This is a genomic window from Streptomyces sp. NPDC058000, from assembly GCF_042886435.1.
Taxonomy (GTDB): Bacteria; Actinomycetota; Actinomycetes; order Streptomycetales; family Streptomycetaceae; genus Streptomyces.
Genome location: NZ_JBHVQS010000062.1, coordinates 12,059 through 36,923, shown reverse-complemented (window position 1 = coordinate 36,923; position 24,865 = coordinate 12,059). Strand labels below are relative to the sequence as shown.

At 66.7% G+C, this 24,865-nt stretch carries 21 protein-coding genes and 4 pseudogenes; 12 read left to right on the top strand and 13 right to left on the bottom strand.

The features are described from left to right. Positions 1 to 53 precede the first annotated feature (53 nt). From ACFVT2_RS36315 to ACFVT2_RS36305, 3 genes are all read right to left on the bottom strand, one after another. Positions 54 to 617, bottom strand: a complete 564-nt coding sequence (locus ACFVT2_RS36315) for a DUF6262 family protein (protein ID WP_390025105.1) — start codon at positions 615 to 617, stop codon at positions 54 to 56. A gap of 3 nt (positions 618 to 620) precedes the next feature. Next, the gene (locus ACFVT2_RS36310; RefSeq protein WP_390025127.1) at positions 621 to 1,940 is read right to left on the bottom strand and encodes a tyrosine-type recombinase/integrase; all 1,320 of its coding nucleotides are present in this window, start codon (positions 1,938 to 1,940) and stop codon (positions 621 to 623) included. Positions 1,941 to 2,214: 274 nt separating this feature from the next. Continuing rightward, positions 2,215 to 2,703: a hypothetical protein gene (locus tag ACFVT2_RS36305; RefSeq protein ID WP_390025103.1), complete on the bottom strand. Its 489-nt coding sequence runs from the start codon at positions 2,701 to 2,703 to the stop codon at positions 2,215 to 2,217. A gap of 315 nt (positions 2,704 to 3,018) precedes the next feature. Between ACFVT2_RS36305 and ACFVT2_RS36300 the strand changes: the two are divergent. The 4 genes and pseudogenes from ACFVT2_RS36300 to ACFVT2_RS36285 form a co-directional block, all read left to right on the top strand. Beyond that, positions 3,019 to 3,261, top strand: a pseudogene (locus tag ACFVT2_RS36300) (XdhC family protein); the annotation flags it as partial. Between the two features lie 55 nt (positions 3,262 to 3,316). Then, positions 3,317 to 4,141 carry a serine/threonine protein kinase gene (locus tag ACFVT2_RS36295; protein ID WP_390025102.1) on the top strand — a complete coding sequence of 275 codons (825 nt, stop codon included), beginning with the start codon at positions 3,317 to 3,319 and terminating at the stop codon, positions 4,139 to 4,141. A gap of 145 nt (positions 4,142 to 4,286) precedes the next feature. Then, positions 4,287 to 4,862, top strand: a complete 576-nt coding sequence (locus ACFVT2_RS36290; RefSeq protein ID WP_390025101.1) for an ABC-three component system middle component 2 — start codon at positions 4,287 to 4,289, stop codon at positions 4,860 to 4,862. Between the two features lie 5 nt (positions 4,863 to 4,867). Then, positions 4,868 to 6,883 (top strand): DNA recombination protein RecN, encoded by a 2,016-nt coding sequence (locus tag ACFVT2_RS36285; RefSeq protein ID WP_390025100.1) that lies wholly within the window; start codon positions 4,868 to 4,870, stop codon positions 6,881 to 6,883. A 457-nt stretch (positions 6,884 to 7,340) separates the two neighbouring features. On the opposite strand, the gene ACFVT2_RS36280 is transcribed toward ACFVT2_RS36285, so the two are convergent. Then, positions 7,341 to 7,721, bottom strand: a complete 381-nt coding sequence (locus ACFVT2_RS36280) for a winged helix-turn-helix transcriptional regulator (protein WP_390025098.1) — start codon at positions 7,719 to 7,721, stop codon at positions 7,341 to 7,343. An 86-nt stretch (positions 7,722 to 7,807) separates the two neighbouring features. Between ACFVT2_RS36280 and ACFVT2_RS36275 the strand changes: the two genes are divergently transcribed. From ACFVT2_RS36275 to ACFVT2_RS36260, 4 genes and pseudogenes are all read left to right on the top strand, one after another. Next, entirely contained in the window at positions 7,808 to 8,737 is a 930-nt protein-coding gene (locus tag ACFVT2_RS36275) for an NADP-dependent oxidoreductase (RefSeq protein WP_390025096.1), read from the top strand. A gap of 217 nt (positions 8,738 to 8,954) precedes the next feature. Beyond that, positions 8,955 to 9,161 (top strand): annotated as a pseudogene (locus tag ACFVT2_RS36270) (IS701 family transposase); the annotation flags it as partial. 184 nt (positions 9,162 to 9,345) lie between these two features. After that, positions 9,346 to 9,831, top strand: coding sequence for a MarR family winged helix-turn-helix transcriptional regulator (locus tag ACFVT2_RS36265; protein WP_390025094.1), 486 nt, complete (start codon positions 9,346 to 9,348; stop codon positions 9,829 to 9,831). Then, complete coding sequence (locus ACFVT2_RS36260; protein ID WP_390025092.1) at positions 9,828 to 10,283, top strand: MarR family transcriptional regulator; 456 nt, start codon at positions 9,828 to 9,830, stop codon at positions 10,281 to 10,283. The genes ACFVT2_RS36265 and ACFVT2_RS36260 overlap by 4 nt, the downstream gene beginning before the upstream one ends. Before the next feature lie 30 nt (positions 10,284 to 10,313). On the opposite strand, the pseudogene ACFVT2_RS36255 reads toward ACFVT2_RS36260, so the two are convergent. Together ACFVT2_RS36255 and ACFVT2_RS36250 are read right to left on the bottom strand one after the other, a co-directional pair. Continuing rightward, positions 10,314 to 11,317: pseudogene (locus ACFVT2_RS36255) on the bottom strand (IS5 family transposase). Positions 11,318 to 11,390: 73 nt separating this feature from the next. Beyond that, positions 11,391 to 11,498 carry a helix-turn-helix domain-containing protein gene (locus ACFVT2_RS36250; protein WP_390025090.1) on the bottom strand — a complete coding sequence of 36 codons (108 nt, stop codon included), beginning with the start codon at positions 11,496 to 11,498 and terminating at the stop codon, positions 11,391 to 11,393. A gap of 371 nt (positions 11,499 to 11,869) precedes the next feature. Here ACFVT2_RS36250 and ACFVT2_RS36245 point away from each other — a divergent pair, with 371 nt between their 5' ends. Beyond that, a complete protein-coding gene (locus ACFVT2_RS36245) occupies positions 11,870 to 12,883 on the top strand; it encodes a hypothetical protein (RefSeq protein ID WP_390025088.1) in 1,014 nt (337 codons plus the stop codon). 277 nt (positions 12,884 to 13,160) lie between these two features. Here the strand turns inward: ACFVT2_RS36245 and ACFVT2_RS36240 are convergent, their stop codons facing one another. The 5 genes and pseudogenes from ACFVT2_RS36240 to ACFVT2_RS36220 all read right to left on the bottom strand — a co-directional run bounded on the left by ACFVT2_RS36240 (position 13,161) and on the right by ACFVT2_RS36220 (position 16,655). Continuing rightward, positions 13,161 to 13,607, bottom strand: coding sequence for an ATP/GTP-binding protein (locus tag ACFVT2_RS36240; protein ID WP_390025086.1), 447 nt, complete (start codon positions 13,605 to 13,607; stop codon positions 13,161 to 13,163). A 155-nt stretch (positions 13,608 to 13,762) separates the two neighbouring features. Next, entirely contained in the window at positions 13,763 to 14,077 is a 315-nt protein-coding gene (locus tag ACFVT2_RS36235) for a DUF1330 domain-containing protein (RefSeq protein ID WP_390025084.1), read from the bottom strand. 356 nt (positions 14,078 to 14,433) lie between these two features. Then, positions 14,434 to 14,789 (bottom strand): annotated as a pseudogene (locus ACFVT2_RS36230) (ASCH domain-containing protein). Positions 14,790 to 15,049: 260 nt separating this feature from the next. Next, entirely contained in the window at positions 15,050 to 15,634 is a 585-nt protein-coding gene (locus ACFVT2_RS36225; protein ID WP_390025082.1) for an HD family hydrolase, read from the bottom strand. Positions 15,635 to 15,653: 19 nt separating this feature from the next. After that, positions 15,654 to 16,655 (bottom strand): XRE family transcriptional regulator, encoded by a 1,002-nt coding sequence (locus ACFVT2_RS36220; protein ID WP_390025080.1) that lies wholly within the window; start codon positions 16,653 to 16,655, stop codon positions 15,654 to 15,656. Positions 16,656 to 16,993: 338 nt separating this feature from the next. Here ACFVT2_RS36220 and ACFVT2_RS36215 point away from each other — a divergent pair, with 338 nt between their 5' ends. Further along, on the top strand, positions 16,994 to 17,410 hold the full coding sequence (locus ACFVT2_RS36215; protein WP_390025078.1) for an ATP-binding protein: 417 nt from the start codon (positions 16,994 to 16,996) through the stop codon (positions 17,408 to 17,410). Here ACFVT2_RS36215 and ACFVT2_RS36210 read toward each other — a convergent pair. After that, positions 17,407 to 17,748 (bottom strand): hypothetical protein, encoded by a 342-nt coding sequence (locus ACFVT2_RS36210; RefSeq protein ID WP_390025076.1) that lies wholly within the window; start codon positions 17,746 to 17,748, stop codon positions 17,407 to 17,409. The genes ACFVT2_RS36215 and ACFVT2_RS36210 overlap by 4 nt on opposite strands. A 1,004-nt stretch (positions 17,749 to 18,752) precedes the next feature. Between ACFVT2_RS36210 and ACFVT2_RS36205 the strand changes: the two genes are divergently transcribed. Further along, entirely contained in the window at positions 18,753 to 19,655 is a 903-nt protein-coding gene (locus ACFVT2_RS36205; protein ID WP_390025073.1) for a radical SAM protein, read from the top strand. A 420-nt stretch (positions 19,656 to 20,075) separates the two neighbouring features. On the opposite strand, the gene ACFVT2_RS36200 is transcribed toward ACFVT2_RS36205, so the two are convergent. Beyond that, entirely contained in the window at positions 20,076 to 20,777 is a 702-nt protein-coding gene (locus tag ACFVT2_RS36200) for a hypothetical protein (RefSeq protein WP_390025071.1), read from the bottom strand. 1,219 nt (positions 20,778 to 21,996) lie between these two features. Between ACFVT2_RS36200 and cas3 the strand changes: the two genes are divergently transcribed. Beyond that, positions 21,997 to 24,861 carry a CRISPR-associated helicase Cas3' gene (cas3, locus tag ACFVT2_RS36195; RefSeq protein WP_390025125.1) on the top strand — a complete coding sequence of 955 codons (2,865 nt, stop codon included), beginning with the start codon at positions 21,997 to 21,999 and terminating at the stop codon, positions 24,859 to 24,861. Positions 24,862 to 24,865 lie beyond the last annotated feature (4 nt).

The window sequence follows — 24,865 nt, the reverse complement described above, 5'->3', positions numbered from 1 at the left end:
CAGCTTGGCAGCATCCCGACCGAGCCGGATCACCGGCACAGTTCCGATGTTCTTCAACCTCCCGGGCTGTGCTGATTGCCGTCCCGGATCATCTGACGCAGGCTGGTGCGGGCCGCGGCCAGGTCCTGCTGGAGTTCTTGGACGTGATCGGCGAGTGGCCGGAGCTGGGCCAGCTCGCGTTCGAGCTTCCTGTTGGCTTCGGTGAGTTCGTTGATCCGCTCGGTCAGGCTCCGGTTGCTGATCTGGTCGAGCTGATGCCCGAGGTGCTGCCGCATAGCGGATCGAAGCTGATCGCGTTCGGTACGGAGTTCTTTGATCTCCTCGCGGGCCATGGCCAGGTCAGCGTGGAGACTGGTTGGCCTTGCTTGGCGGCCGTGGGCCACTGCGGCGACGGGAGCCTGTTGTTGCCGCTGGATGGCCGCTTGGACGTGCTCACGGACGCCCTCGGCATAGACGAGCCAGGTCGACACTCTTGCGGCGCGGGCGACGGCGGCGAAGGAGATCAGCTCGTCGTCGTCCAGCATCAGCCGGATGGTGTCGAGCACGCGTTGGCGTTTGACGAGGCTTGTCTGCCGCCGGGATTCAGCGAGGACGTCAGCGGGGGTTCGGGCAGTCACTGCTCACTCTCCGTTCTTGGCCACGACGGTCAAGGGGAGAAGCTTGTGGTCGCCGCCGGCCCGGACCCTGCGAAGGACTGCGGCAGCCTCCTCCAGCTCGGTCCGTTCGTCCTTGGGTAGGGCTGCCATCCGTTCGCGCATCTTCGCTGCGACGTCTTCGTAGGAGTTGATCTGGGCGGTGAGGTTGTCGATGACGAAGCTGGCTGCGTCCATTGCCCGAGACTTCTCGCGGTCGGCCCGCAGGCTGTTGGCGTGGTCCTCGATCGCGGGCAGGTAGGACGGGTCAGGACGGTAGAAGCCGCAGCCTGAGCACTGGAAGCGGATCGGGCATGCGTGTCCGCCGGCCTTGACGTTGGTCGGTTCGGTGCAGCCGCCGAACGGAACGGCCACCGACCGCTGTTCGTAGGCGGTCGACGAGCAGTGTGTCGCGGTCCCGTGCCGGTCGGTGACCATCAGGCTCAGGGCCTTGACCGCCTTGCGCTTGCGTTCCAGAGAGACCCGGTAGTAGCCCATGGTCGTTTCTGGATCATCGTGGTCCATGATGTCTCGGAGCACGTCGAGCGGGGTGCCGGCGTCGGCATGCCGCTGGGCGAAGGAGTGCCGGAACGCGTAGGGATAGATCAGGGACCGGTCGAAAGGGATCACGTTGCCCTCGGCGTCGACGGCGTCACTGTCCAGCGATTCCAGGCTGTCCACCCAAGTCCGCATTCCGGCGCTGAAGTTGTTGCTGAGCAGGTGGTCCGATCCTCCGGCGAAGGTGATCGCCGGGAACAGGTAGGGCTCGCTGACGCTCGGGGCGTCCGGCAGTGCGTCGCGAAGGGTCTGCCATTTCTCCATCGCCGCGACAGTGGATGAGGTGATGGGCAGGCGCCGCCGCATGCGGCGCCCTTTGTGGTTGTTCCAGATCAAGGACACGCCGTCGGGTTCGCGTTCGAGGCAGTTGCGGAGCAAGGAGACGACTTCCAGCGGGCGGCGACCGGAGTCTCGTAGGACCACGTAGGCGGTCTGGAACATGGCCTTCACGTGAGCAGGATCCGTCCCCCCGTAGGTGACGCCGGTGCCGAGCGAGGCGAGCTGGGCATCGAGCTGGCGGATGACATGCTTGGGAATTGCTTTGCCGATCTCGTCCTCGTTGGTGTCCTCATCCGGGATGCGCTGGGAGGGGCGGCGGTTGAACGAGCCCGGGGCGTCCAGCAGGTCGGCCAGACGCCCAAAGTCGATCGTCTGGTTGAAGGCGGTCCAAAGATCGGTGCGATATCCGGCGCCGTAGGGATGTCCGTCTTCGTCGACGGCGGCGGCGATCTCGTCGAACGCCGCCTGCATGTGCGCGAAGTCCAGGGCGGCGATGTCGATGCCTCCGCCAGGAAGCCGATTCATGCCTTGGCCTGCGAGAACGCAGGACTTCAGCCACCTTCTGAACGCCGGGCCGGTGGGCTTTTCGGCCTCGGCCCGGCGCCGGAGGATCCGGCGGAGCCATGGCTGTGGGACGACGGCCAGATCGATGCTGTCGAACTGCTTGCGCCGACCTGAGCGGGTGGTGCCCTTCAGCCCTGCTGTCCGTAGATCGAAGTGGTCCTGGCCTCGGAAATCATGACCACTAAAGGCGACGTATCCCTGGTGGACCGACCAGATCAGCTGGCGCAGAACCGACTTCTCGTTGGCGGTCCGCATCCGGCCCTTCAGCGTGTCGTCGGCCAGCAGCAGGCTGGTCTTGGCCGGCAAGGGCTCGGACAGTCTGGCGGCGCTCGCGCAGCGCCCTCACCAGCGATCCGGTGATCTGGCTGACGGTCGCGCCCACCATGCCAGGTAGTTCCAGGGCGCTGACGACGTCGCTGATGGTGGCCTGCAGGTGTTCGGGCAGCGCTTGGGCGAACCGGCCGGTCAGCCCGGTGCGCCGCAGGTACTCCTCCAGTGGCTCGCCGGGGTGGTTGTGGTCCCAGTACCGGCGCAGTGCGAGGTCGAAGGCCGGCAGTGGGCGACCGACGGCGCCGGCGAGGGCGAGCCGGACGGTGAGCAGGACGCCCTCGAAGTCGGTACCGGCTGCGCGGGAGAGGTCGATGCGGATACTGCCGCCCGTCGTAGGCACTGGCAAAAGCGCTGGCACGGGGGCATGAGTGTGGTCATGACCGCGCCGTTGCCGGTGGGGCCGCCGACCGCACGACCGACTCCCAAACTCATCGACATCGACATCCTGGAGTGGCAGGTGCCTCCCGCAGCTGTCCTCGGTCATCCAATCGAGTCGTTTGCCATCGAACCCAGTCGTTTCGGCTTCCCTGACAGTGAATCTAGTCGTGAGGGGTGAGCGGGGGGTGCCTGGCCGTCCCTGCTGGGGCGGACGGGGCCGTGCCGTACGTCGAGGTGTCGTGCAGGCAGGGCGTAGGCGGGCGTCAGCAGCGTCCGTGTCGCCTGGCCCAACCACCACCTGGAACGCACGACGGCCGGTGCCCGTACAGCCATCTGCGTCCTCACCCACGACGCCAAGTTCGACATCCCTCTCCTGCGCCGGGCGCTCACGCTGCCCGTCGGCTACGTCGGCGCGATGGGCTCCCGCTGCACACACGCTGACGGCCGTTACTGTGTGTGGCGCAGGGTGAACAGCCCGCTGAACGCGGTTCGTTCGGCTTGCCTGCGGGATGCGGGGGTGCAGGTTGGACAACTCCATGCCGGTGGCAGCTGGTGTTCCGCCCATCCATTTTGGAGTGCACGAACTGCGGACCGGAAGCGCGGACGGGGCACGGGCCGACTTCGAGAAGATGCTCGCGCAGCTCGCCAGTGCGACCAATCCGAACGTCCGGATGATCGCCGCGAATCCGGGCGACTGGGGAATCGACGCTTTCGCCGGTGACCTCGGGGGCGCCATCACGGTCTGGCAGTCCAAGTACTTCATGCCGAAGACCACAACCAGCCAGTCGCAGCAGATTCGCGAGTCTCTCGCGAACGGGCTGAAAGCCGCGGCGGCCAACGGTCACACCATCACGCTCTGGATCCTGTGCATCCCCTCCAGCATGGACGGGCCGGCAGCCCAATGGTGGGACGGCTGGAAGAAGCGGCAGGAGAAGGCTCATGGCCTCGTCATCGAACTGTGGGACGAGACCAAGCTCGTGAAAAAGCTGCTGAGCCCCGAAGGTGACCAGGTACGCCGCGCCTATTACGAACCCTTCACGGCGCCCGCCGACCCCTCCCAGGAGCAGATACGCCTCGTGCTGGACGTGGAGGAGGACAAGGCGGCGGCGCTCGACTCGGCTCTGTTCGTGCGCCAGATGACCGAGGCCGGCCACGTCGAACTGGACTCGGCGAAACGGCAGTTCTTCAACGCCGACCTGGTGGCACGCGAAGTCGCGCACAAGGGCGTGCCAGCTGAGGTTGCCGCACTGAGCTCTGCTGACGCCACCCTTCACGGGGTGTGGGAGATGCAGTTCAACGAGTGCTCAGCCGAGGGCACCCTCGCTGCTCTGAACGGCCGGGTATGGCGCGAGGTGCGCGGCGAGCACGACAAACTGCCAAGGTGCTGCGTCTGGAGGTGACGCACAGCTGGGGTCTGGTCCACCGGCTGGTCGACAACCGTCGGGCAGGGTGGGTCACGCACTGGCGGCAGATCGCGAGCGGTCATGCCGACGACTGAGGGTTCGCATCCGTCCGTACCGCTCGACCACTGATGAGGAGCATGCCGTGCAAGCAGACCGGCCGGTTGTGATGCCCGAGGACGAGGTACCTTTCCGTCTCGCTCAACTGCTGCTGCTCCTTGACGCCGTCGCCGCGCAGGACGCAAACGGGGCGACCCTGGAACGCATCGGGTACTACGACTTCCTGTCCGCGAACCCCTTCCTCGTGATTCCCTCCGAGGGCCGGGACGCGAGCCTCCTCCGGCTGGCCGGATTCGACCCGCAGGTCCTTGCCTACGCGTCCTCTTCACAGCGATTCACGAGCCGGCGAGAACGGATCCAGCACGACTTGGCGCTCCTGGTGGCCTATGGGTGCTGCCGGGTCCGAAATAGCAACGGCTCCCTCACCTACTCGGTCACAGAGGCCGGTCAGCACCTCGGCGGGCAGTTCACCGCCACCTACGCCACCTCCTTTGCTACCGCCGCCGACATCGTCGTCCGCCAGCTCCGCAAACTCAGCGACAAAAGGCTGCGCGAGCAGACCGCACGGTGGCTCAGGCCGGACGGACCCGGCGGACCCGCGGCTGCCCTCATGAGCGTCCTGGGGCCAGGACCGTTGCTGGAAACGTCCTGGGAGGGATGATCACCATGGAGCCGCTTCCCGGCATCCGGATCCGCCGTCTACGCCTGGTCGGCATGGAGCGGTCCTACGACGTCGATTTCACCGCCGAACAGCGGGTACGGAACCTCTCCGTCATCGCCGGGGCATTCAGCTCCGGCAAAACAGCGGTCCTGGAATTCATCGCCTACGGGCTCGGCGGGAAACGGCACCCCCGCCACCAGGAGGTGCTGCGAAGGGTCCGTTCATGCCTCCTGGAGGTCGAGCTCTCCGGCAAGCAGCACGTGATCGAGCGGTCGGTCGGAGAGCCCTCGAAGGTCGCCTTCGTACGCCGCGGAACGCTCGACAGCAGGCCCACCTCCAGGGCCGAGAGCAGGCCCATCGACCCGCCCGGGGCACCGGAGAGCCTGTCCTCCCTCCTCCTGAGTCACTGCAAGCTCGAAGGCGTCCAGCTACGCGAAGCGCCCACCAACAGCGAATCCCGCACGGACCCGCTCAGCTTCCGCGACTTGATGTGGCTCGCCTTCCTGCCCAACGAACGCGTCGCGGACAAGAACTTCCTGTTCGAGAACGACTACATGCGCAAGCACAAACTGCGGCAGGTCGTTGACGTCGCCTTCGGGGTCCATGACGACCGCGCCGTCGAACTCGGCCAGCGCATCCAGGAACTCGGCGGCCGGCTCAACCGCGCCAAAGCCGAACTCGCAGCAGCCCGTACCTTCGTCGTGGAGCAGGCTCCCACCGCACTGGACGGTGAACCCACACCTGCCGTCCACGAACAGGAGCTGGCTGACATCACGAGCCAGCTCACGGAGTTGGACCACCGGGCGCAGGCGGGAACGGAATTCGCGGCCCAGCTGCGCCACCAGCACAAAGAGGCGGCCCAGACTTCTCACCGGGCGACAGCGGTCCTGCGGGACTGCGAAACACAGCTTCAACGCCTGATGCCTCTCCGCGCACAGTACGCCGACGATCTCCTCAAGCTCGGCATGCTCGGCGAGGCACAGCAGATCTTCGACCCCCTGAGCGTCACCACCTGCCCCGCCTGCCTGAACCGGCTGTCGGCTCCCCCCACCGCCGACAACGGACGCTGCAGCCTCTGCCGCCACGAACTGACAGCAGCGGAAAGGACGTTGGTCCTGGGCGCTGCCGACACCGGCAGCCCGGCCGGGGACAACCGGGTGGACGTCGCGGCCGAGACCCGGTCCACCAAGGCCCGCCTCAAGGAGATCACCACCTACATCGATGAGCTCGGCGCCTCGCTCGCCGCACTCAAACTCCGGGCGGAAGAGGCGGCCGTCCGGGAAGAGGAAGCCGCCGCCGCGCTGGACGCCGCGACGTCGCCCTCCGTCTCACCGTTCCTCGCCGCCCGCGACGACCTCCACCGAAGGCGCGAACAGGTCCTGCGCCAACTCGAACAGGCCGAGAGCGCGGTCAAACTCCGCGAAGGACTTGCCAAACGGGCCGACGCCGTGGAACGCCACGAAGCCCAGATCGCCCGTCTCCGCGAGGAACTCGCACGACTCGGAGACGCCTCCCACGACCGCGATCGGGTCATCGCCAAGATCAGCGGCCGATACGGCGAGCTCCTGCGAGCCTGGCGCTACCCCAAGGTCAGTACGCCCTTCATTAAGACCGACCTCACCCCCTTCGTACGCGGTGAGCCGTACCAGGAAGCCTCCTCCGGCGCCCGCACCCTGCTCACCCTGGCCTGGCAGCTGGCCGTCTTCGAAATCGCCGTCGAAGCAGGGGCCGCACACCCGGGATTCCTCATGATCGACAGCCCCCAGAAGAACCTCGGCCACGGCGGCACCCTCGATGCTGTGATCGCGGACGCCGTCGCGATCGACGACTTCTACCACCACCTCTCCCTCTGGCTCGCAGAGCGCGGTAGCCGAGCACAGCTCATCGTCGCCGACAACAGCCCGCCACCGCTGGTGGAAAGCAGCGTGGTGGTGCGCTACAGCCGCAACGAGGACCGTCCGCCGTACGGGCTGATCGAGGACGAAACTAGTGCGGACGAAGAGGCAGAAGCCGACGCGTGAAACACCCTCCCAAACACGGGCCTTTCCTCGGTAGCAGGCTGCCCCCAAAGGCGCAGCGTTGCCGATCACTCACTCAGCAGTTGAAGCGCGGGCTCGACTCTGACGTCAGGCTGGCAGCCGCGTGTCGGTCAGCATCAGTGGCTGCCAGGGCTCGGACGGGTAGGGGGACCATGGCGCGGTGGGGGCGGCGGAGGCGAGAAGCGATGTCAGCTCCCAGATACACCACCACTGGTTGACATCCAACCTAGTCGACCCAGGTCAACTGGCTGCACACGACTAACTTCGCTGTCAAAGGACAGCAGCCGTTGTCCCGCCTCACTCAATCGAGTCGTTTCTCAACGAACCGAGTCGTTCGTCCTTCTGTCTCAGCGAACCTAGTCGCGCGGCTGAGTGCGCTAGGGGGCTGGATGGCTGTACCGGCTGGGGTGGATTTGGAGGGGCCGTCCCGAGCGGAGCCTCAGTCGCTATGGGCGACCGGCTCGGGGTCGGCGTCGAGCGCTTCGAGCACTGCGTCGCCGTTCGCCCTCGCCCACTCGGTCAGCATGTGGATCGGATCGATCAGCGTCATTCCGAGCGGGGTGAGCTCGTACTCGACGCGGGGCGGTACCTCGGCGTAGGCGTGGCGACGGATGAGTCCGTGTGCCTCGAGCCGTCGGAGCGTCTGGGTGAGCATCTTGCGGGAGATGCCGCCGATCAGCTCGACCAACTCGCCATGGCGCACCGGGCCCTTGCTGAGGCCGTAGAGGACGACCACGGTCCACTTGTCGGCGATGAGCTCGACCGCCAGACGCGCCGGACAGTCGGCGAGAAAGGGATCACCGGGAACGAAACCGCTCATGGCGTCAAAGGTACCTGCGCCTATGGCACCTGCTGGTTCCTATCAGGTTCATAGCCTGGGTTTTCCCCTTCCTAAGCAGGAGAGTCATGCGAGTCATCACTCAGCAGGCGCTCGGCGGTCCCGAGGTGCTCACCATCGTGGACGCGCCCGAGCCTGAGCCCCTTCCGACCGAGGTTCTCGTCCGCGTCAAGGCAATCGGGCTGAACCCGCTGGAGGCGCGCCTGCGCGCCGGTGAGTTCCCGCTGATCGGCCGGCCGCCGTTCATCCTCGGCTGGGACATCAGCGGCGTGGTCGATCAGGCGCCGCAGACGTGGCGGTTCAGGCCCGGCGACGAGGTGTTCGGGATGCCGCTGTTCCCGCGGGCGGCGAGTGCGTACGCCGAGGTCGTGTCGGCTCCGGCGCTGCACCTGGCACGCAAGCCGGCGTCGCTCTCACACGTCGAGGCGTCGGCGCTGCCGGTCGTGGGGCTGACGGCGTGGCAGGGCCTCGTCGACCTCGGCGACGTGACCGAGGGCGACCGCGTCCTGGTCCACGGTGGTGGTGGCGGGGTCGGCCATGTCGCGATCCAGATTGCGAAGGCGCTCGGCGCGCACGTGATCACGACCGCCAGCGGGAGCAAGCGGAAGTTCGTCGAGGGATGTGGCGCCGATGAGGTGATCGACTACACGGCGGTCGACTTCACCGAGGCGGTCCGCGACATCGACGTCGTGCTCGACACGATCGGCGGCGATACCGTCGAGCGCTCCCTCGAAGTGCTCCGCCCGGGTGGTCACCTGGTGACGGCGGTCGCCGCGGACGATGCGGAACTCGCCGCCAACTACCAGGCGGCTGGCATGCGTTTCAGCGGCATCGCGGTCGATCCCGATCCGGTCGCCCTGCGAGGTCTCGTCGAACTCGTCGAACAGGGCAAGCTCCGGGTCCACGTGCAGGAGACGTTCCCATTCGAGCGCGTAGCCGACGCGCACCGGATGCTCGACGGCGGCCACCTTCAAGGCAAGCTCGTCCTCACCATCTGATCCCTCGGCGGGGCCTCGCGTGAGCCAGTCCCCACTGAGATTTCCTCTGAGTCCCGTGGGTCGGTTCCGGCCCTTTCGTCTCAACGAACCGAGTCGACCTGTCTCATCCAACTCAGTCCACGCAGGTCACCGTCATGCGGAGGACTAGCTTCGTTGAGACAGGACAGCCGTCAACAACCGCTGTCGTGAGTCGTCGATAAAGCCAGTCCGGTCCGACGAGATCGCCTGCTACCTCGCCCACGCCTCCGCCAGCACTATGCTGACCGAGCTGGTCCAGGTCGCCGGAAGCCGGTCGGCCATCGAGTCCTGTTTCCAGGGCGCGAAGAACCAGTGTGGCCTGGACCAGTAAGTCGTCCGTCGCTATCCCGCCTGGTATCGGCACATCACGCTGGCCATGCTCGCCCACGCCTTCAACAGGCCCTGACCAGTAGGAATAGCGAACTGCAACTGGAGTACTAGGGGCTGTCTTCAGTCTTGATCATGTGACGGGGCGAAGGCGGTCCCGCTGGAGGCGTTCCGTCGGTCCGTTGCTGCGCCGAGCTGGGTGCGCCATCACACCCACCGGAAAATAGTAGCCATGGACATAGTAGCCATGTAATCTATTCGGCATGAGCAAGGTTTCACCGGGCCCCACGCCCGGCTTCCTGGTGTGGCGGCTCGCCAACAAGTGGCGCGTCGCGGTCGATCGCGCGGTGGCTCCGCTGGGCCTCACGCACGCGCAGTACTCGCTGGTCGCATCGCTGCATGGCATGCAGCGTGCCGGCGAGCGGCCCAGTCAGCGCCGCCTCGCCGACCACACCGGCCTGGAGGCGCTGTACGTCTCGAAGCTGGCGCGCGCCCTGGAGTCGGCCGGCCTGATCGAGCGCACCCGCGATCCCCGCGACCCGCGCGCCGTACAGCTCGCCCTCACCGAGCAGGGCCAGGCCGTCACGCGGCAGGCCATCGACGTGGTCCAGGAACTGCACCAGCAGTTGCTGGAGCCGCTCGGCGGACTCGGCGCCCCGCGGACGCGCGCCTTCACCGACGAGCTGACGACCCTGCTCGACGCACCTCTCACTCCATCCCTGCCGAACGACCAAAGGAGAACACCATGACCGCCACCGCATCCACCACTGCACCCGTCGCCGACGCTCGCGCCCTCGGTCTGGCTCACTACGCCGCCCGCGGCGTACTGGAACACGTCCTGGCCCGGCACGGCGCCACGTTCCAGCAGCAGGTCGCCCTGCGCGCCGCCATCACCACCGACGCCCCACGGACGCCGGACGATCTCATCGCCCAGGTCCAGGGCTCCCTCAAGGCCGACCCGGCCGACATCCGTGCCACCCTCGACGAGCTGCTGGCCAAGCAGCTGCTCATCACGGACGGCACGCACCTTCGCCCCACGGACGCGGGGCGCGAGCTGCTCGCCGCCGCCGGCGCGGAGACCGCCCCCATCACCGCCCGAATCTGGGGCGGGATACCCGCCGAGGACCTGGCCGCCGCCGGTCGCGTCCTCGCCCTGGTCGCCGAGCGCGCCAACGCTGAGCTTGCGGAGCTGACCGCCTGACCTCCCGACCGGTCCTGTAACTGACTGTGATCACAGGGTGGTTCGCGTGAGGTCCTTGATCCAGATCATGGAGGCGCGGAGATGCAGGCCGGCGAGGTAGCTTTCGGGTCTCTTGTCGTAGCGGGTGGCGATGCCGCGCCAGGCTTTCAGTTTGTTGATCAGGCGCTCGACGGTGTTCCTCGCCTTGTAGAGCTCGGCGTCGTGGCTGACCGGCCGGCCGCCCCTGCGGCCCTTGGTCTTCCGGTTGGCGGCCTGGTCCTTCTTCTCCGGGATGGCGGCCTTGATCTGGCGTTTGCGCAGGTAGGCGCGGTTGGCGCGGAAGGAGTACGCCTTGTCTCCGACGCCCGCATCGGGCCGGGTGCGGGGCCGGCCGACCGGACCGCGGACCCGGATCTTCTTGAGCACGGGGATGAACTGGGGGCTGTCGGCAGCCTGTCCCGCGGTCAGGATGAGCGCGAGCGGGCGGCACTTTCGGTCGGCGGCGAGGTGGACCTTGCTGGTCTGCCCGCCCCGCGAGCGGCCGAGCAGGGCGGCCTTCAGCCGCACTCTGTGTCGGCGCCGGATGCGTCTTCGCTCTTCACGTGTGGGGTCGTCGCCGTCGTCCTGTCCGGCTTGTCCTTCCGGGCTGCCCCCTTTTGCCGGGCCTTCTCCTCCTCGGCGGCGGCCTTCTCCAAGGCGGTCAGGACCTCGTCGTCCACGTGCATCCCGGCGGCGTCGTGGTGGGCCCGTGCGGTGGTGGAGTCCACGCTGACCAGCGAGAGGTCCACCTTGTCCCGCTTCGCGGCTTCGGCGATCAGGCCCTCAAGCAGGGCCTCGAAGACACCGGCGTCCCGCCACTGCCTAAAGCGGTTGTGGACGGTGGGCCAGGCGCCGAACTCGGCTGGCATCTCCCGCCACTGCCCGCCCGTCCTGAACCGCCAGATCACGCCCTCGAACTGCTGCCGCAGCCGCTCGGGATACGGGCCGTATGCGCCGATCGGCAGGTACGGCTCGATGAACTCCCACTCCGCATCCGTCAGTTGCTCCCGCGTCATGGAAGACGACCTACCAGAACACGTCATGCGACACGGGAAAGTCCCACAGATCGATCACGACTCGATACGCGCCCTAGTTGAAGGCGAGCCGGGCGTTGCCGCACCAGCGCAGCAGCTTCTGCTCCTGAGCGGGGGAGGGGGCCAGCGTGAAGCGGTAGGCACGCAGCACCTCGGTCTTCATCCGGTCCTCCTCTCAGCATCGGTCACACCGTAGCGGCGACCACTGACAACGCGTTGGCCTCCGTCCTCGGAGCCGGCAACGAGGTGGCCCGGCGTGCAGGTCACGGCCCCGGCAACACGACATGGCCGATCTGGCTGACGATCGCTCGCAGCGTGTTGTCAGCCGTGGCGAGGCCGGGTAGAGCTAGGCTGCTGTGCAGCGGCAGGACGCGCACGCCGCACGCCACGGTCGACCGGCACCCACGCTGCCGAGCCGACGGCCAAGGCCCCCCGGGACTTCTCTCGGTGTGGGCCCGTAGAAATTTGAGCCTGTCCGCCCTCATGTCCGTAAGCTCGGGTGGGGAATGCGTGGGTCCCCGCGATGGAGCTGGCATGACCAAGAGCGGAGCCAACGGCCCGAAGTCCCGTGCCCGCGCACGGCAGCAACGCGACCAAACCCACTACACCACCGCCCTACACAACCGGGATGCGCTCCAATCGCGCGGCCAGGTCGTTCAGTTCGTGGCGCGCTGTCTCAGTGATCACTTCTCTGCCATTTCAGGTATCGGCGCAGCCTGGGCGCGGCTGGGACTGCGGGTACTCCTCCTGGATGAACGGAAGTACCAGGTCCACAGCCCAACCGCGCGTCGTGTGAAGGGCAGGTTTGTTTTCGACGCGCCGCCCGAGCCTCCTGGACCGTTCTCCGTGCTCCTGTGGGAAGCCGCCTCGGGCGCAGGGCGCCTTGTCCGGCTGGACATGGACTGGTACGCCCAAGATCCGGCGCTCTCCTCGCGTGACGACAGCCCACTTCAGGACGCAATTCGCCATGCCTGCACGGCCTTCGACATCACCGTCCTCCTGCCTGACTTCTGTCTTGACCTATGGCGCCCCTACCCGGTCGCCGACCACTTCGTCGCAGTCGCGGGCGTCGGCGACCTGCCACGCCACGAGACTCGGCTCCGGATGGCCGGTCTCGACAAGGTCCTGGAGAAGTCTGCGCTCACTCCGCAGCAGAGCGCCGCCGTCCTCCGCGACCGCCATCTGGGATTCCTCAACGGCAGGGGCGCCGCCATCCACGGCCTGGTCTGCCGTGGCAGTGCAGAAGCCCGCGACGCCGACCCGGCCTTCTACGACGCGGTTGTGCAGGACATGGTGGACAGTGGCATCCCCCTGCTCGGCTGGATCGCCGAACACACAGGAAAGCTGCGGCCGTCCGGAGCTGTCCCCTCGAAGGAGCACCTGGGCGACGACGAGTTCGTAGAGCCGTACATGGCCACCGCGCTCCACCTCCTCACCGTGCTGCCCGGTATCCGGACCCGAGCGCGTAGGCAGGGAGCGCCAGCTCCCTCGGTGCCACCGGTCTCAAAGGCCACAGCGGTGGAGTGCGCCGCCCCCGCACGATCCTGAGCCCAGCGACCGAACGGCCCGCAGGACCGCTGGTGACTAGGAGGATTTCCCTGCCAGCCAGAGCCTTGCGGTTACTTCGGTCTCGCACTTGCTGCCCGGGCACGGTGGCTGTGGCACGGCGGTCTGTAGGGCGCGGCAGGGCCGGCTCGACATCGGTCGGCTCTGGAGTAGAAGCCGGTGCCGGGGGCAGGGCTGACCGGACCAGCCCGCTTCACTCGTCTGCTTCCGGCCTTCGACCTCCGGCGCTCCCGGGCCGCGCGTACTCAGAGCCCTGCCGTCAGTTGAGGACTTGGACCTCGCCGACGTTGATGTCGACGGCGCTGTCGCGAGTCTCGGTCAGCTGCCCGCTCTGCCCGCCGCCGTTCCAGTCGACCGTCCACGTCGAGGTGGCGGTCACGTGGTACGTGCCCGCCGGCTGGCTGGTGGAGGGCTGGCTGTAGCGGTAGCCACAGTCCGGCGACGGCGCCTTGCCGAACGATGCCTCGTAGGGCGTGCCGGCCGTGGTGCACGTGACGCTGTTGCCGTCACCCATGTTCCACACGATCTGGGTCACCCGCGCCGTCGCGGTCACGGTGACCGCGCCCGCGCTGGCAGAGGCCGTGTTCGGGCCGTACGTCTCGGCGCTCTTGCGCGTCCACATGTAGACGGGCATGCCGACCACGCCGCGGCCGCCGGGCTTCGGGGTGATGCCGATGTCCGGGCCGGACAGCCGCATTCGGTCCATCACTTGCTGGACCAGGACCGAGTCGTCCCTACATGCGCAGGGTTAGGCCCCGCCCGGTCGATCTTGGCGAACCAGCCCTGGGCATCCGGTGCGCCGTGTCGGACGCCGCGCTCCTTTCCCGGCAACCCTCTTTGGTCACCGCATCAACAGCACAGTTAGGCCGGGAGGGAGAAGCCCTCGGGCGGCGCGCCCTCGACGAACAGCATCCCCACCCGAGCTTTGCCCTCTCGTATCTTTCGGGCCTGCTGGTACTCGGGGGAGTCGTACCACTCCCGGATCCGGTCCATGTCGGGAAACTCGATGACCACGATCCGGGAGGAGTCCCAGGTGCCTTCGACGGGCTCGGGCGTGGAGCCCGCGACCCGGTAACGGCCGCCGTAGCTGAGGATGGATTTCTGGGCTACAGATGCGTAGGCCAGGCCAGCCTCCTCGTCGAGGACATCGACGTTGACGATGACGTAAGCGGGCATGGGATTCCCCGTTCCGTTGAACACGGCGTGTGCTGATGTCACGGTAGAGACTATTGACCACCGCCATCGGCGTCGTCCTCGGCGGCATGGTGGTGTCGTCCCCGCGCCTGCGGGGGTAGTTCGTCCCGACCCACCTCCCAGGTCACCATTCCGTGGTCGTCCCCGCGCCCGCGGGGGTAGTCGCCGTGATCTCCGAACGCCTGCGGCACCGCCAACGGCGACGCCCCCGTCCTCGCCCTTGGGGGCAGTGACGGGGGCGTCGCGCACCGGGTAGTGCTCGGGGAGGTGTCAGCCCTGCTCGGCTTCCGGTGTGCCGCCGAGGGGCTCGGCGAGGCGGGCGGGGAGGGGCGGACGCCTCACGACCCGACGAGTTCGATACCGATGGCGAGCGCGCCGAGTGCCTCTTTCTCCGGGGGTAGATGCTCCGGATGTTGGCGAGCTGCTGCTCACGGCTGGCCGTGGGGTTGATGTTCGCTGGCCCCTCGCCGTCGAGTAGTGCCTCGAAGTCGTCGTATCGGGCGACTCGCGTCACGCGCACTTCGCATGTCTCCTCGGTGCCCTTGGTCCGGAAGCGGATCAGGTGGCCCGCCGCGAGGTCTTCGAGGTGCGGGTACCGGACCCGCACCTCGATGCTCTTCCGGCCAGCGGTGACGAGGGTGAAGTAGCGCCGGAACAGGTTCAGTTCGTGGACGCGGTTCGTGGTGTCGGTTATGTGCGGGGATGCTCCTTGTCGTAGGCGCGGTCATGAGGCGGCCGAGTTCGCTGGCCGAGGCCAGAGCCTGTGTCTCTTCCCCAGGGCGTTTGGCAGATCAAGCGGCCTGTCGCATAACTGCGATCCCCGAACGCCTGCGGCACCGCCAACGGCGACGCCCCCGTCCTCGTCCCGGAGCGGGCAGGAACGGGGGTGTCGAGGTGGAGAATGGCCAGCACCTACGCGGGCCTGGGCAAAGTACGACCGTAGGTGTTCCTCCGTCACCGTGGCAGGTACGTCTTCTGCCATTCGATCGACGACATGTTCAACGCGGCCTCGGCAAGAGCCTGCGCGGAGGCCGTCTTCAGCTTCGCCACGCTGCTGTCGATCCAGGGCTGAACGTTCGCGTAGCCCTGCTCACGGTATTCGACGGCCTGGAGCAGGCACTCCACCTTGTCCGCGTCGTGCGCGCAGATCACTTCGAGCGAGTCACCGTTCTCGTACTCCTCCACGATCCGCTGTGCCCCGGCCTTCACCGACGGATGCGCGGCGGATACCTGGTCTGCGGTGACCGCCTCGTTGCTGGCGGCTTGGAGGTAGCGCCGGCCGATGTGCGGGATGTCGCTGACCCGGGTCTCCTGTGTGTCGTGCCAGAGGCCGAGGAGCGCTGTCTTCGCTGGGTCGGCGCCTTCCATCATGGCGAGTACGGAACCGATGAGGGCGACCCTGAAGCTGTGCTCTGCGATCGTCTCGGGATCCTTGACCCCCGCGATCCACCAACCGGACCTCTTGGCCCGCTTCAGCATCCCCATCTCCAGCAGGAAGCCTGCCGTGCCCTTCGCCTGCTCCTGCTCTGCGTCCGCCATGAGATGCGCCTCCGGTATGTCACGTGCGGTTCTCGCGTAGAACGTAATGCACTGCGCTGAGTTCCCGCGTTGATCGCGGCGAGATTGCGTTGTCGTCCAGAAGCTGGGTGGTACGGGCGCTCAGGCGGTCTGCCAACTCCGAGTCCGCGAGGGGAAGCCACGGATGTGCCGTCAGCAGTGCCCAGAGCGAGTGCGTGTAGAGATCCACGTACCCGGGTGCCTGGTGAAGACCGTTTACGAGCCCCCGCATCAGGCGGACGGGCTCCCAGTCGGTGGGCTTGTTCTGCATGAAGCCGTCGTTGGCCTGCGGCTCCCGTAAGGCTCCTAACCAGTAAGCCCAGTAGTTCAAGTTCGCGGTCTCCGCGGCGTCGTCGTCCGCCATCGCCCGGTCGATGAAGTCAAGCAGTGGCTGGGTGTCCCCAAGTCGCACGAGTGCGGTCGCCGTTGATCGTGCTGCGGCCCAGTGGGGTGTCCACCCTCGCGCTGCGATGAGGTCACGTCGCGCATGCAGCGCGTGTCCCATCCATCGGGTTGCGTCCGGTGTCCGGTCGTACGAGCAGAGGTAGAGAGCTTGCCGGTGAAGCAACACTCCGCCTTCACCTGCGCGGAGAGCCGAATCTGCGGTCTCTCGCAGACGCGAGAAGAAGTCGCTGCGGTCCTGCGCAGGCAGTAGTGGTGCAGCTGCCGCGGGGCTCCTGCGGCGCGAATAGGTCGGGCGGCTGGCGAGAGCAGATGGCACGGTGCCGTTCAGCGCCCAGGCGATCAGGTGGGCTGTTTCGCGGGTGTGCACCCAATCCGCAAGAGGGTGGCGCCTGACCTCGTCGGGGTTCACCGTGGCGCTGATAATGCGATCGGCGTCGAGGGCTGCGTCGAGGAGGCCAAGGGCGACCGGATCCGCGCCGTGCCCGAGCAGGCGTCGGCGGAGATCGAGCAGTGCTCCTGCCTTCATGTTGGCGAGCGGTCGACGCCCTGACTCCCACCCTTGCCAGGTAGCGAGGTCGACTCCCATGGCGTCGGCCATGCCAGCTTGGGTGTTCTGAGCATGCTGAACACTCTCCCGTGCCATGCGAAGCACAAACCCGGCGACAGTGCCCGTGGTTACGCGCCTCCGTGCAGAGCCTTCCGCGGCCATGCCGCCCCCTGTGCCGTCTGTTCCCTAACCCGTACCCGCAGTCAGTCCTACTCCATCGGTGACGACCGTAGGTTCAAGGAGCGCAATCGGCCAGAGCCCTTTCGGGGGTTCTGAGTTGACTCTGTAGCTGTCGGCCCCGCCCGCCCGCCTTGCCGTCGACAGCTTGGCGGAGAGCTGCCCGCCTCGCGCTTAGTCAGGTTGGACGGCTCAACCGGAGGGATGACCCCGTGATCACCAAATCCGCAAGGCCCACCGGGACTGGTGCTCCGGGCTATGCCCAAACCTTGCCCCGCACGCCTGCGGCGGCAGGCCGGGCCCGGTTGCTCGTCTCCACTGCGCTCAGCGCCTGGGGCAAAGAGGAACTGGGCTACGCCGGCTCTCAGATCGTCTCGGAACTCATCAACAACGCCGTTACCCACACCCGCTCTTCGGCCATCCAGGTGGTGATTTCGCGAGACCTCAACAGGGTTCGTATCGGCGTGGTCGACAGGAATCAAGACACCCCAACGATTCGCTACCCGGACGAGAACGCCGAGTCGGGACGCGGCCTGCTCCTTGTCGCCGCGCTGTCCGCGGCTTGGGGGTACGAGAGGAAACCGTGGGGAAAGGTCGTTTGGGCTGAGCTGGCTGGTGAGGGTAATTAGTGGATGCCGCATCGATCGTCCGTGAACTGCACAGGTATTCGCGGAACAGTGCAGTTGAACGGCCGCAACTCCACCTGCTTTTCAACGCACTTCGCAGTCACCGCCTTGAGGGATGCTGCATCCATGAAGATAGTTGCCCCCAAATCATGGTCGGTGCGGTCGTCATGAACGAGCGTGGCAACCTGCTCTGCGCCTGGCATGGCGATCGATGGGCCTTCATCGAAGGCAGTCTGATCGCTGACGACCAGTCCCTCCTGGCCGCATCCGTTCGCGTTCTCATGGAAACGACGGGTTGGTTTGAAGTCTGGGCAGAGGACGAGGATCTGGGCCCGCTGCACATCGATGTGAATGAGTCACCGGCAGGGGGACTCGTGTTTGGATTTCGATACCTGGTTCGCGCCAATAGTGATGACGTCAAGATTAGACCCAATGGGGTTGCCTATAGCTGGCGTCCGGTCTCTTCCATCGGGAATCCCGACCTTCGGGACACCCTTGGTCGCTGTCACCGGGCTCCCGACTCGACTTCTCGCCTCGCGGGGTCAAGTTAGGAGTGGTCGCTCCCCGGCCTATGAAGGCTGGCGCCGCGATTCCTCTGTCGGACCATTCGACCGATCTACACAAACTACCTTCTGCGTACGGGAATTTTCGGTGCACCAGCAACCCCACTTCCGCTTCGACTGCTCCGGATGTCGCGAGCTTGAAAGGGAACTGTCTAAAGCCCGCAAGTCGAAAAACTGGAACGAAGTCAACGAACTCGAAGTGAAGCGCAGGGGCCACATTCGGAGTGTTCAGCCCGACCCAGAACACTCCAAACGGAAGGTAATTCGCATGTACCGCGAAGGTGCTTCCCTGCGGGATCTCGGAAAACGATTTGGCACCACCCCGGAAGCGATGGGGGACCTTTTTCGAGAATGGGGAGAGCCCACTCGTCGCGGGGGACCAGGAAGGGAGAGGGTGCAGTACTCTTCCGACGCCAAAGTGAAAATGATCTCCGATTACTTATCGGGGGTATCCGTTGAGGCCATTGGCCAGAGGTACGGCGGGAGCCCCCCTACGGTCCGCAAGAACCTGCGCGAGTGGGGTATCCCGCTACGCACTCGTTCCGAGGCTGGAATGGCGAGATGACAGCGAAAGCGTTAGGTCGTTGCCCTCTAACTGCCCATATGACTCCCACTTTGGTGATGCCCTGACAGGTGAGGGCGGTCGCACACCGAAGTGGGTTAAGGGGCCGCCCGAGCACAGTCGTACTGCGTCCGGGCGGCCTTTCGCCGGCTGGCGAAGTGGCCGCTTCGCAGCCAGCAGTTCACCCAAGGTCTCCCATCGCGCCTAGCAGGAGGTAATCATGGGCACCAGTAGCTTACGTTTCGTGTGGCTGGAGGTCACAGGACCCTGCAACGAGTTCTGCGATCACTGCTACGCCGACTCCAGCCCGCACGGCACACACGGCACGATGACCGTGGCGGACTGGACGAACACCATCGACGAGTTCGCGGCCATGGGCGGCCAGGACGTGCAGTTCATCGGCGGGGAACCGACCCTGTACCCCCACCTCCCCAAGCTGATCGAGCACGCGGCCCGGTGCGACCTCGGCATCGAGGTCTTCTCCAACATGACCCACATCTGGCCCGAACTGTGGGAAGCATTCCGTGCGTTCGGGGCCAAGCTGGCCACGAGCTACTACTCCGACACCGCAGAGGAGCACGATGCCGTCACCCGTCTCCGCGGTGCACACAAGCGAACCCGAGCGAACATCCAAAAGGCTCTGGAACTGGGCATTCCGGTGCGTGGTGGAGTCGTAGCCACCCGAGCCGAGCAGCGTGTTCAGGAAGCTGCGAAAGACCTCTTCGACCTCGGTGTTCAGCAGGTCGGCGGCGACCGTACCCGCGCATTCGGGCGGGCCAGCAAGGGTGCAGCGCCGACCATCGCTGACCTGTGCGGACACTGCGCCCACGAAAAGTGCGCCATCGGTCCGAACGGCGATGTGTGGCCGTGTGTCCTGGGACGGTTCCTGACCATCGGCAACGTGCTGGAGACCCCGTTGTCCACCATCTGGGGGAGTCAGCGGATGGTGGAGGTGACGCGCGACATCGCAGCCGTCCACGGCCCAGGCAAAGCCCGTTGCGGCCCCCCGCAGTTCCTACCGATGTGCGGACCATGCGGCCCGTGCGTCCCCTCCGTCGGGCACTGCGACCCGAAGGAGGCTGGTGCGGCGCCGGACACGGCTACCATCGCCGCACCCGCGTAACTCCAGATCCGTAGGGGCGCACTGTGGACGACCATGGCGACGACTTCGGCAAGTGGCTTCAAGAGGGGCAGGGGGGTGTTCAGCGGTCCGACGAGCAGTGGCACATGATCGCCGGCTATGTGCGGCACGCAACCCTCAAGCTCCTTGGCCCTGAACAGATGCCTCTGTGCCTGCCGGGTGAGCCCCATGAATGCGGGCGGACAGCCCAACAGCACGTGCTGGCGTGGGCTGCACAACTCAAAGCTGTCTCTCAGCACCTCATCGAGGAAGCGGCCCCGTCGGAAGCACGGGCGGCACACGTCGCAGGGCCTCTGTACGAACGGCGACTTGCGGAACTGCGAGGCAGCGACAGTCCAGGACGGCCGACGAGCTGAAGACCAGGGCGTCCGCCCGCTGAACATCAGCGGGCGGACGCCTTAGTTACGAGCAGCCGCTTTGGCGCGGCGTCGGTCGGGAGCGAGGACGGCCAGCTGCGATGTTGACGAGCCGGGGTCCGGCGACGTCGCCGATCTTCCTGATGACCTCAGCCGGCAGGTGGTTGCTTCGTGTCCAGTGCGTGTCGTTGCGCTGCGCATAGTCAGATCGGTCCGTATGCCAGGCCGGGATGATGCCGTTCTTTGCTGCTTTCGACGCTCGTGCGCGCACGCTGCGGGGCCCGTGGACGCCGGCTGAGGACAGTTGCACCTCCCAGCCGATGCGTCGCCCGTCGGCTCCTTCCACGAGAGTGTCGGTCTGGATCCAACTGCGACCGATGCGGGTGCGCACCTCGCTGTCACCGTTGAACCCTGCGGACTCAGCTGCCCGCAGGATGCGTTCTTGGTAGGCCTTGTGCTCGTCGCTCATCGGGACGATATGGCGCGCTTCGTCTTCTGACTTCTCATGGACAGCCTCGCGGCGCCCGTTGGCCCGGAGCCGCAGGTGCATCCACGCGCCCACTCCGGCGCCTCGGCAGATTCCCCCGCACTGCAGTCCTCGCTCGGCCACCGGCACGTTGCGGGAGGCGTACAGCCGATCAGTTGCATAGATCGTTTCCCAGAGCTTCGGCAGCTCCGGATGGCCGAGATCATCGCGCGTGAGGTCGAGGTGGATCCGCAACTTCTCATGCCTGACCACGTTGGCCACGTAGTTCTCCTCCCGAGAAGACCCGTGATTCCACGTTAAGGAGGGGCTCTGACAACGGAACTTCCAGAGTCTGCACATACTGGCTCGCAGCGCATGCAATTCGCCATAAGAACGATTCGAATCCTTATTCGTAGCCGTGTGTCGATGCAGTTCAACGTGTTTTCGTAGGTCCGGGAGGGCCTAGACAAAGCGCATTGCGACAATTTGCAGCCAACGTGGCGCCCTAAGACCCATGCAGGAAGGAACCTTGTCCCTTCCGACCCAGCGACCCCAGTAGCAGGCTGCTTTGGCGTCGTGTTCGGCTCATACGCCGCGCGCTGGTGCTCCACCCGGCGAAGGCGTGTAGCAATAGATCCTCAAGGCGGCGAGGTGGTGCTTCGCCTCCGCCAGTTGCCGGCGCAGCTCGCCGAGGACGAAGTCGACGATCGCCCGATTCTGGACTGACAACCAACTCGACTGTCAGGGGTGAGGTTGGCCGATCCGGCCCGCAGTCTGGCCGTGCCCGCCAGGATGGGTTGGGTGACCACCCCGACCGCAGACCTCTGGCACGACTACGGACGTGCCCGGCACGCTACCGACCGGGCTGTCCCTGACACCTTTCGCTGGGGCTGGAGCCCGGGCAGCGGCCCCGGCCCGGACGTCTTCACAGATCTGGCTGGGCTGCATGTCAGTGACCTTGGCGCCGGAGCAGTCCTGCACGCCGCTTACCTGGCCCTGCACCACGGGCCCGCCGTATCGATGCCGCCGACGCCTCCCCCGCCCAGCACGCCATGGCCACCGATCTGTACGGCATCTCGCGCCGCGCCCGCGCGTCGAGCAGGCCGACGTGGTCAGCCACCTGCGCGCGGCAGCCAACACTTACAACGTGCTGTACAGCGTCTTCGGCGCGGTCGACTTCACAGAGCCGCGCGAGCTGCTGCCGTCGGTCGCTTCGTTCCAGGGTTGATCGCTCGTCCTTGCCGTCGCCATCTCGTTGGGGTGTCGCTCTGCCCTTCGTGAAACCGCCTTGCCGGTATGGCGTTTTTTGATCACGAGTGAAGAGAATTGATCGAACCTGTCGTCTGGGGCGTAGCGACCTTCAGGTCCCTGTTGAATAACCGCCGTGCCTAACCAAGGGAACCCGCCCGCAAACCTCGGCGACCGTTTGGCCGGCGCGGTTCGTACCGTGTGGGCCAAGCACGACCGGGTGACGGAGAAGTGGCTGCCGCTGTGGCGGCACATGGCGGACAGTGCTGCCGTCGCCGGGCTTCTGTGGGATCACTGGCTGCCGCGCAACGTGAAGGAGTTGATCGCGGAGCCGCTTCCCGAGAGGGAAGCCGATGGGCGGCGGTTGTGCGTGTGGCTGGCGGGGACGCATGACATCGGGAAGGCGACGCCCGCGTTCGCGTGCCAGGTGGATGATCTGGCTGATGTGATGAGCGCCGCCGGCCTCGGCATGCGTACGCGTAAGCAATTCGGCGACGATCGCCGGATGGCACCGCATGGGCTGGCCGGGCAGATGCTGCTGCAGGAGTGGCTCGAAGAACGGCGTGGGTGGACCCGCAGGGCTTCCGCGCAGTTCGCCGTGATAGCAGGGGGACACCACGGCGTACCACCGGACCACATGCAGATCCACAACCTCGACGCGCATCCCGAACTGTTGCGGACGCCGGGGCCGGCGGAGGCGATCTGGCAGCGGGTGCAGAACGAACTGCTGGATGCCTCTGCCGACGTCTTCGAGGTGGACGACCGGCTTGCCCACTGGCGAGGGGTGAAACTCCCGCAGCCGGTGCAGGTGTTGCTGAGCGCGATTGTCATCGTGTGCGACTGGATCGCCAGCAATCCGGATCTCTTCCCGTACTTTCCCGAGGAGCGCCCCCGGAGCGAAAGCGAGCGGGTGGCCGCGGCGTGGCGAGGGCTTCGATTACCCGCACCATGGTCGCCGGCCGAGCCACGCGAGCAGGCGGCGGACCTGTTCGCCGCGCGCTTCGCCCTGCCGCCCGGTGCTGTGGTGCGGCCGGTGCAGGAGCAGGCGCTCGCCATGGCCCGGGGCATGGAACAGCCCGGGATGCTGATCATCGAGGCGCCCATGGGGGAGGGGAAGACCGAGGCAGCCCTCGCGGCGGCGGAGGTGTTCGCGGCTCGTTCCGGTGCGGGCGGGTGCTACCTGGCTCTGCCGACGATGGCGACCAGCAACGCCATGTTCCCGCGGCTTCTGGACTGGCTCGACCGTCTCCCAGCCTTCGCGTCGGCGACGGCAGGGGAATCCTCGCCGGAACAGCGTTCGGTCCTGCTGGCACACGCGAAGGCAGCGCTCCAGGAGGACTACGCCGCCCTGATGCGCGAAAGCCACCGCACTGTCGCTGCTGTGGACGCATACGCCGAGGACGAACGTCCCGAGGGTGGTGAGAAGTCCGCCTCCGCCGACCTCATCGCGCACCAGTGGCTACGGGGACGGAAGAAGGGCCTGCTCGCCTCGTTCGCCGTCGGGACGATCGACCAGTTGCTGATGACCGGTCTCAAGAGCAGGCACCTGGCCCTTCGGCACCTGGCGATGGTTGGCAAGGTCGTCGTCATCGACGAAGTACATGCCTATGACGCCTACATGAACACTTATCTCGACCGGGTGCTGTCGTGGCTGGGGGCATATCGCGTTCCCGTTGTGGTGCTGTCGGCGACGCTTCCGGCTGGTCGGCGGCGGGAGTTGGCGGAGGCGTACACCGGGGGGAGTGCCGATGTGCTCGGCGACGCCACTGGCTACCCGCTTCTGACTGCTGTCGCCCCCGGAGCGGAGCCGGCTACAGCATCGCCCGCGGCCTCCGGCCGCCGGAACGACGTGGTGTTGGAGCGCCTGGCGGACGACGAGAGCGCACTGGCGGATCGTCTGGCAGCGGAACTGGCCGATGGCGGGTGCGCTCTGGTCGTCCGCAACACGGTCGACCGGGTGACGGACACGGCTGCCGCACTCAGAGCGAGGTTCGGTGCCGAGCACGTCACTGTCGCGCACGCGCGCTTCATCGATGTCGACCGGGCGCGCAAGGACGCCTCGCTGCTGGTCCGGTTCGGACCACCGGACCACAATGGCACGTCACCGCTCCGTCCACAAAAGGCGCACATCGTCGTCGCGAGCCAAGTGGCAGAGCAGTCGCTGGACGTGGACTTCGACCTGCTGGTGACCGACCTGTGCCCTGTTGACCTGCTGCTTCAGCGAATGGGAAGGCTGCACCGCCATCCCCGCGGTGAGCTGCAGAGCGAACGGCCTCCGCGCCTGCGGCAGCCGCGCTGCCTGGTGACCGGCGTTGACTGGCGGACGGATCCGGCGCCCACGCCCGTCAAAGGCTCGTGCACGGTCTACGGTGCGTATCCGCTGCTTCGGTCGCTAGCCGTACTCGCCCCACACCTTGGAGTGCCCGGGCAGCGCGGACGGCCGGTGCGGCTGCCGGAGGACATCAGCCCTCTCGTCCAGCGGGCGTACGGCGCCGACGAACCCTGCCCGCCGCACTGGCAGGAGACCATCGATCCTGCGCGGGCCCAGCACCGCGAAGCCCGTGCCGAGCAGCAGCGGAAGGCGGAGGTCTTCCGCTTGGACGAGGTACGAAAGGCCGGGCGGCCCCTCATCGGCTGGATCGGCGCGGGCGTCGGTGATGCGGATGACAGCAGGGCCGGACGAGCGCAGGTCCGCGACAGCCGGGAGAGCCTGGAGGTCCTGGTCGTCATGCGCCGGGGCGACGGCGCCCTGTGCACCCTGCCCTGGTTGGACAAGGGCCGCGGTGGACTCGAACTGCCCACCGACGCCGTACCGTCCGCGCGCGCCGCGCGCGCCGCCGCTGCGAGCGGCTTGCGGCTGCCCTATCACTTCTCCTTCCCTGACAAGGAGGCCCAGGCCCTCACCGAACTGGAAGAGCTATACGTCCCCGCCTGGCAGGAGAAGGAGAGCCACTGGCTCGCCGGAGAGCTGATCCTCGCGCTCGACGAGGACTGCCAGGCCCGGCTGGCGGGATGGAACGTGGCCTACGACCCCGACGAGGGCCTGTTGGTGACCCGCGAGGAACCGAGCAAGGAAGGGAAGCGACGTCGATGCCCGCAGTGCCATCCTTCAACCTGACCCA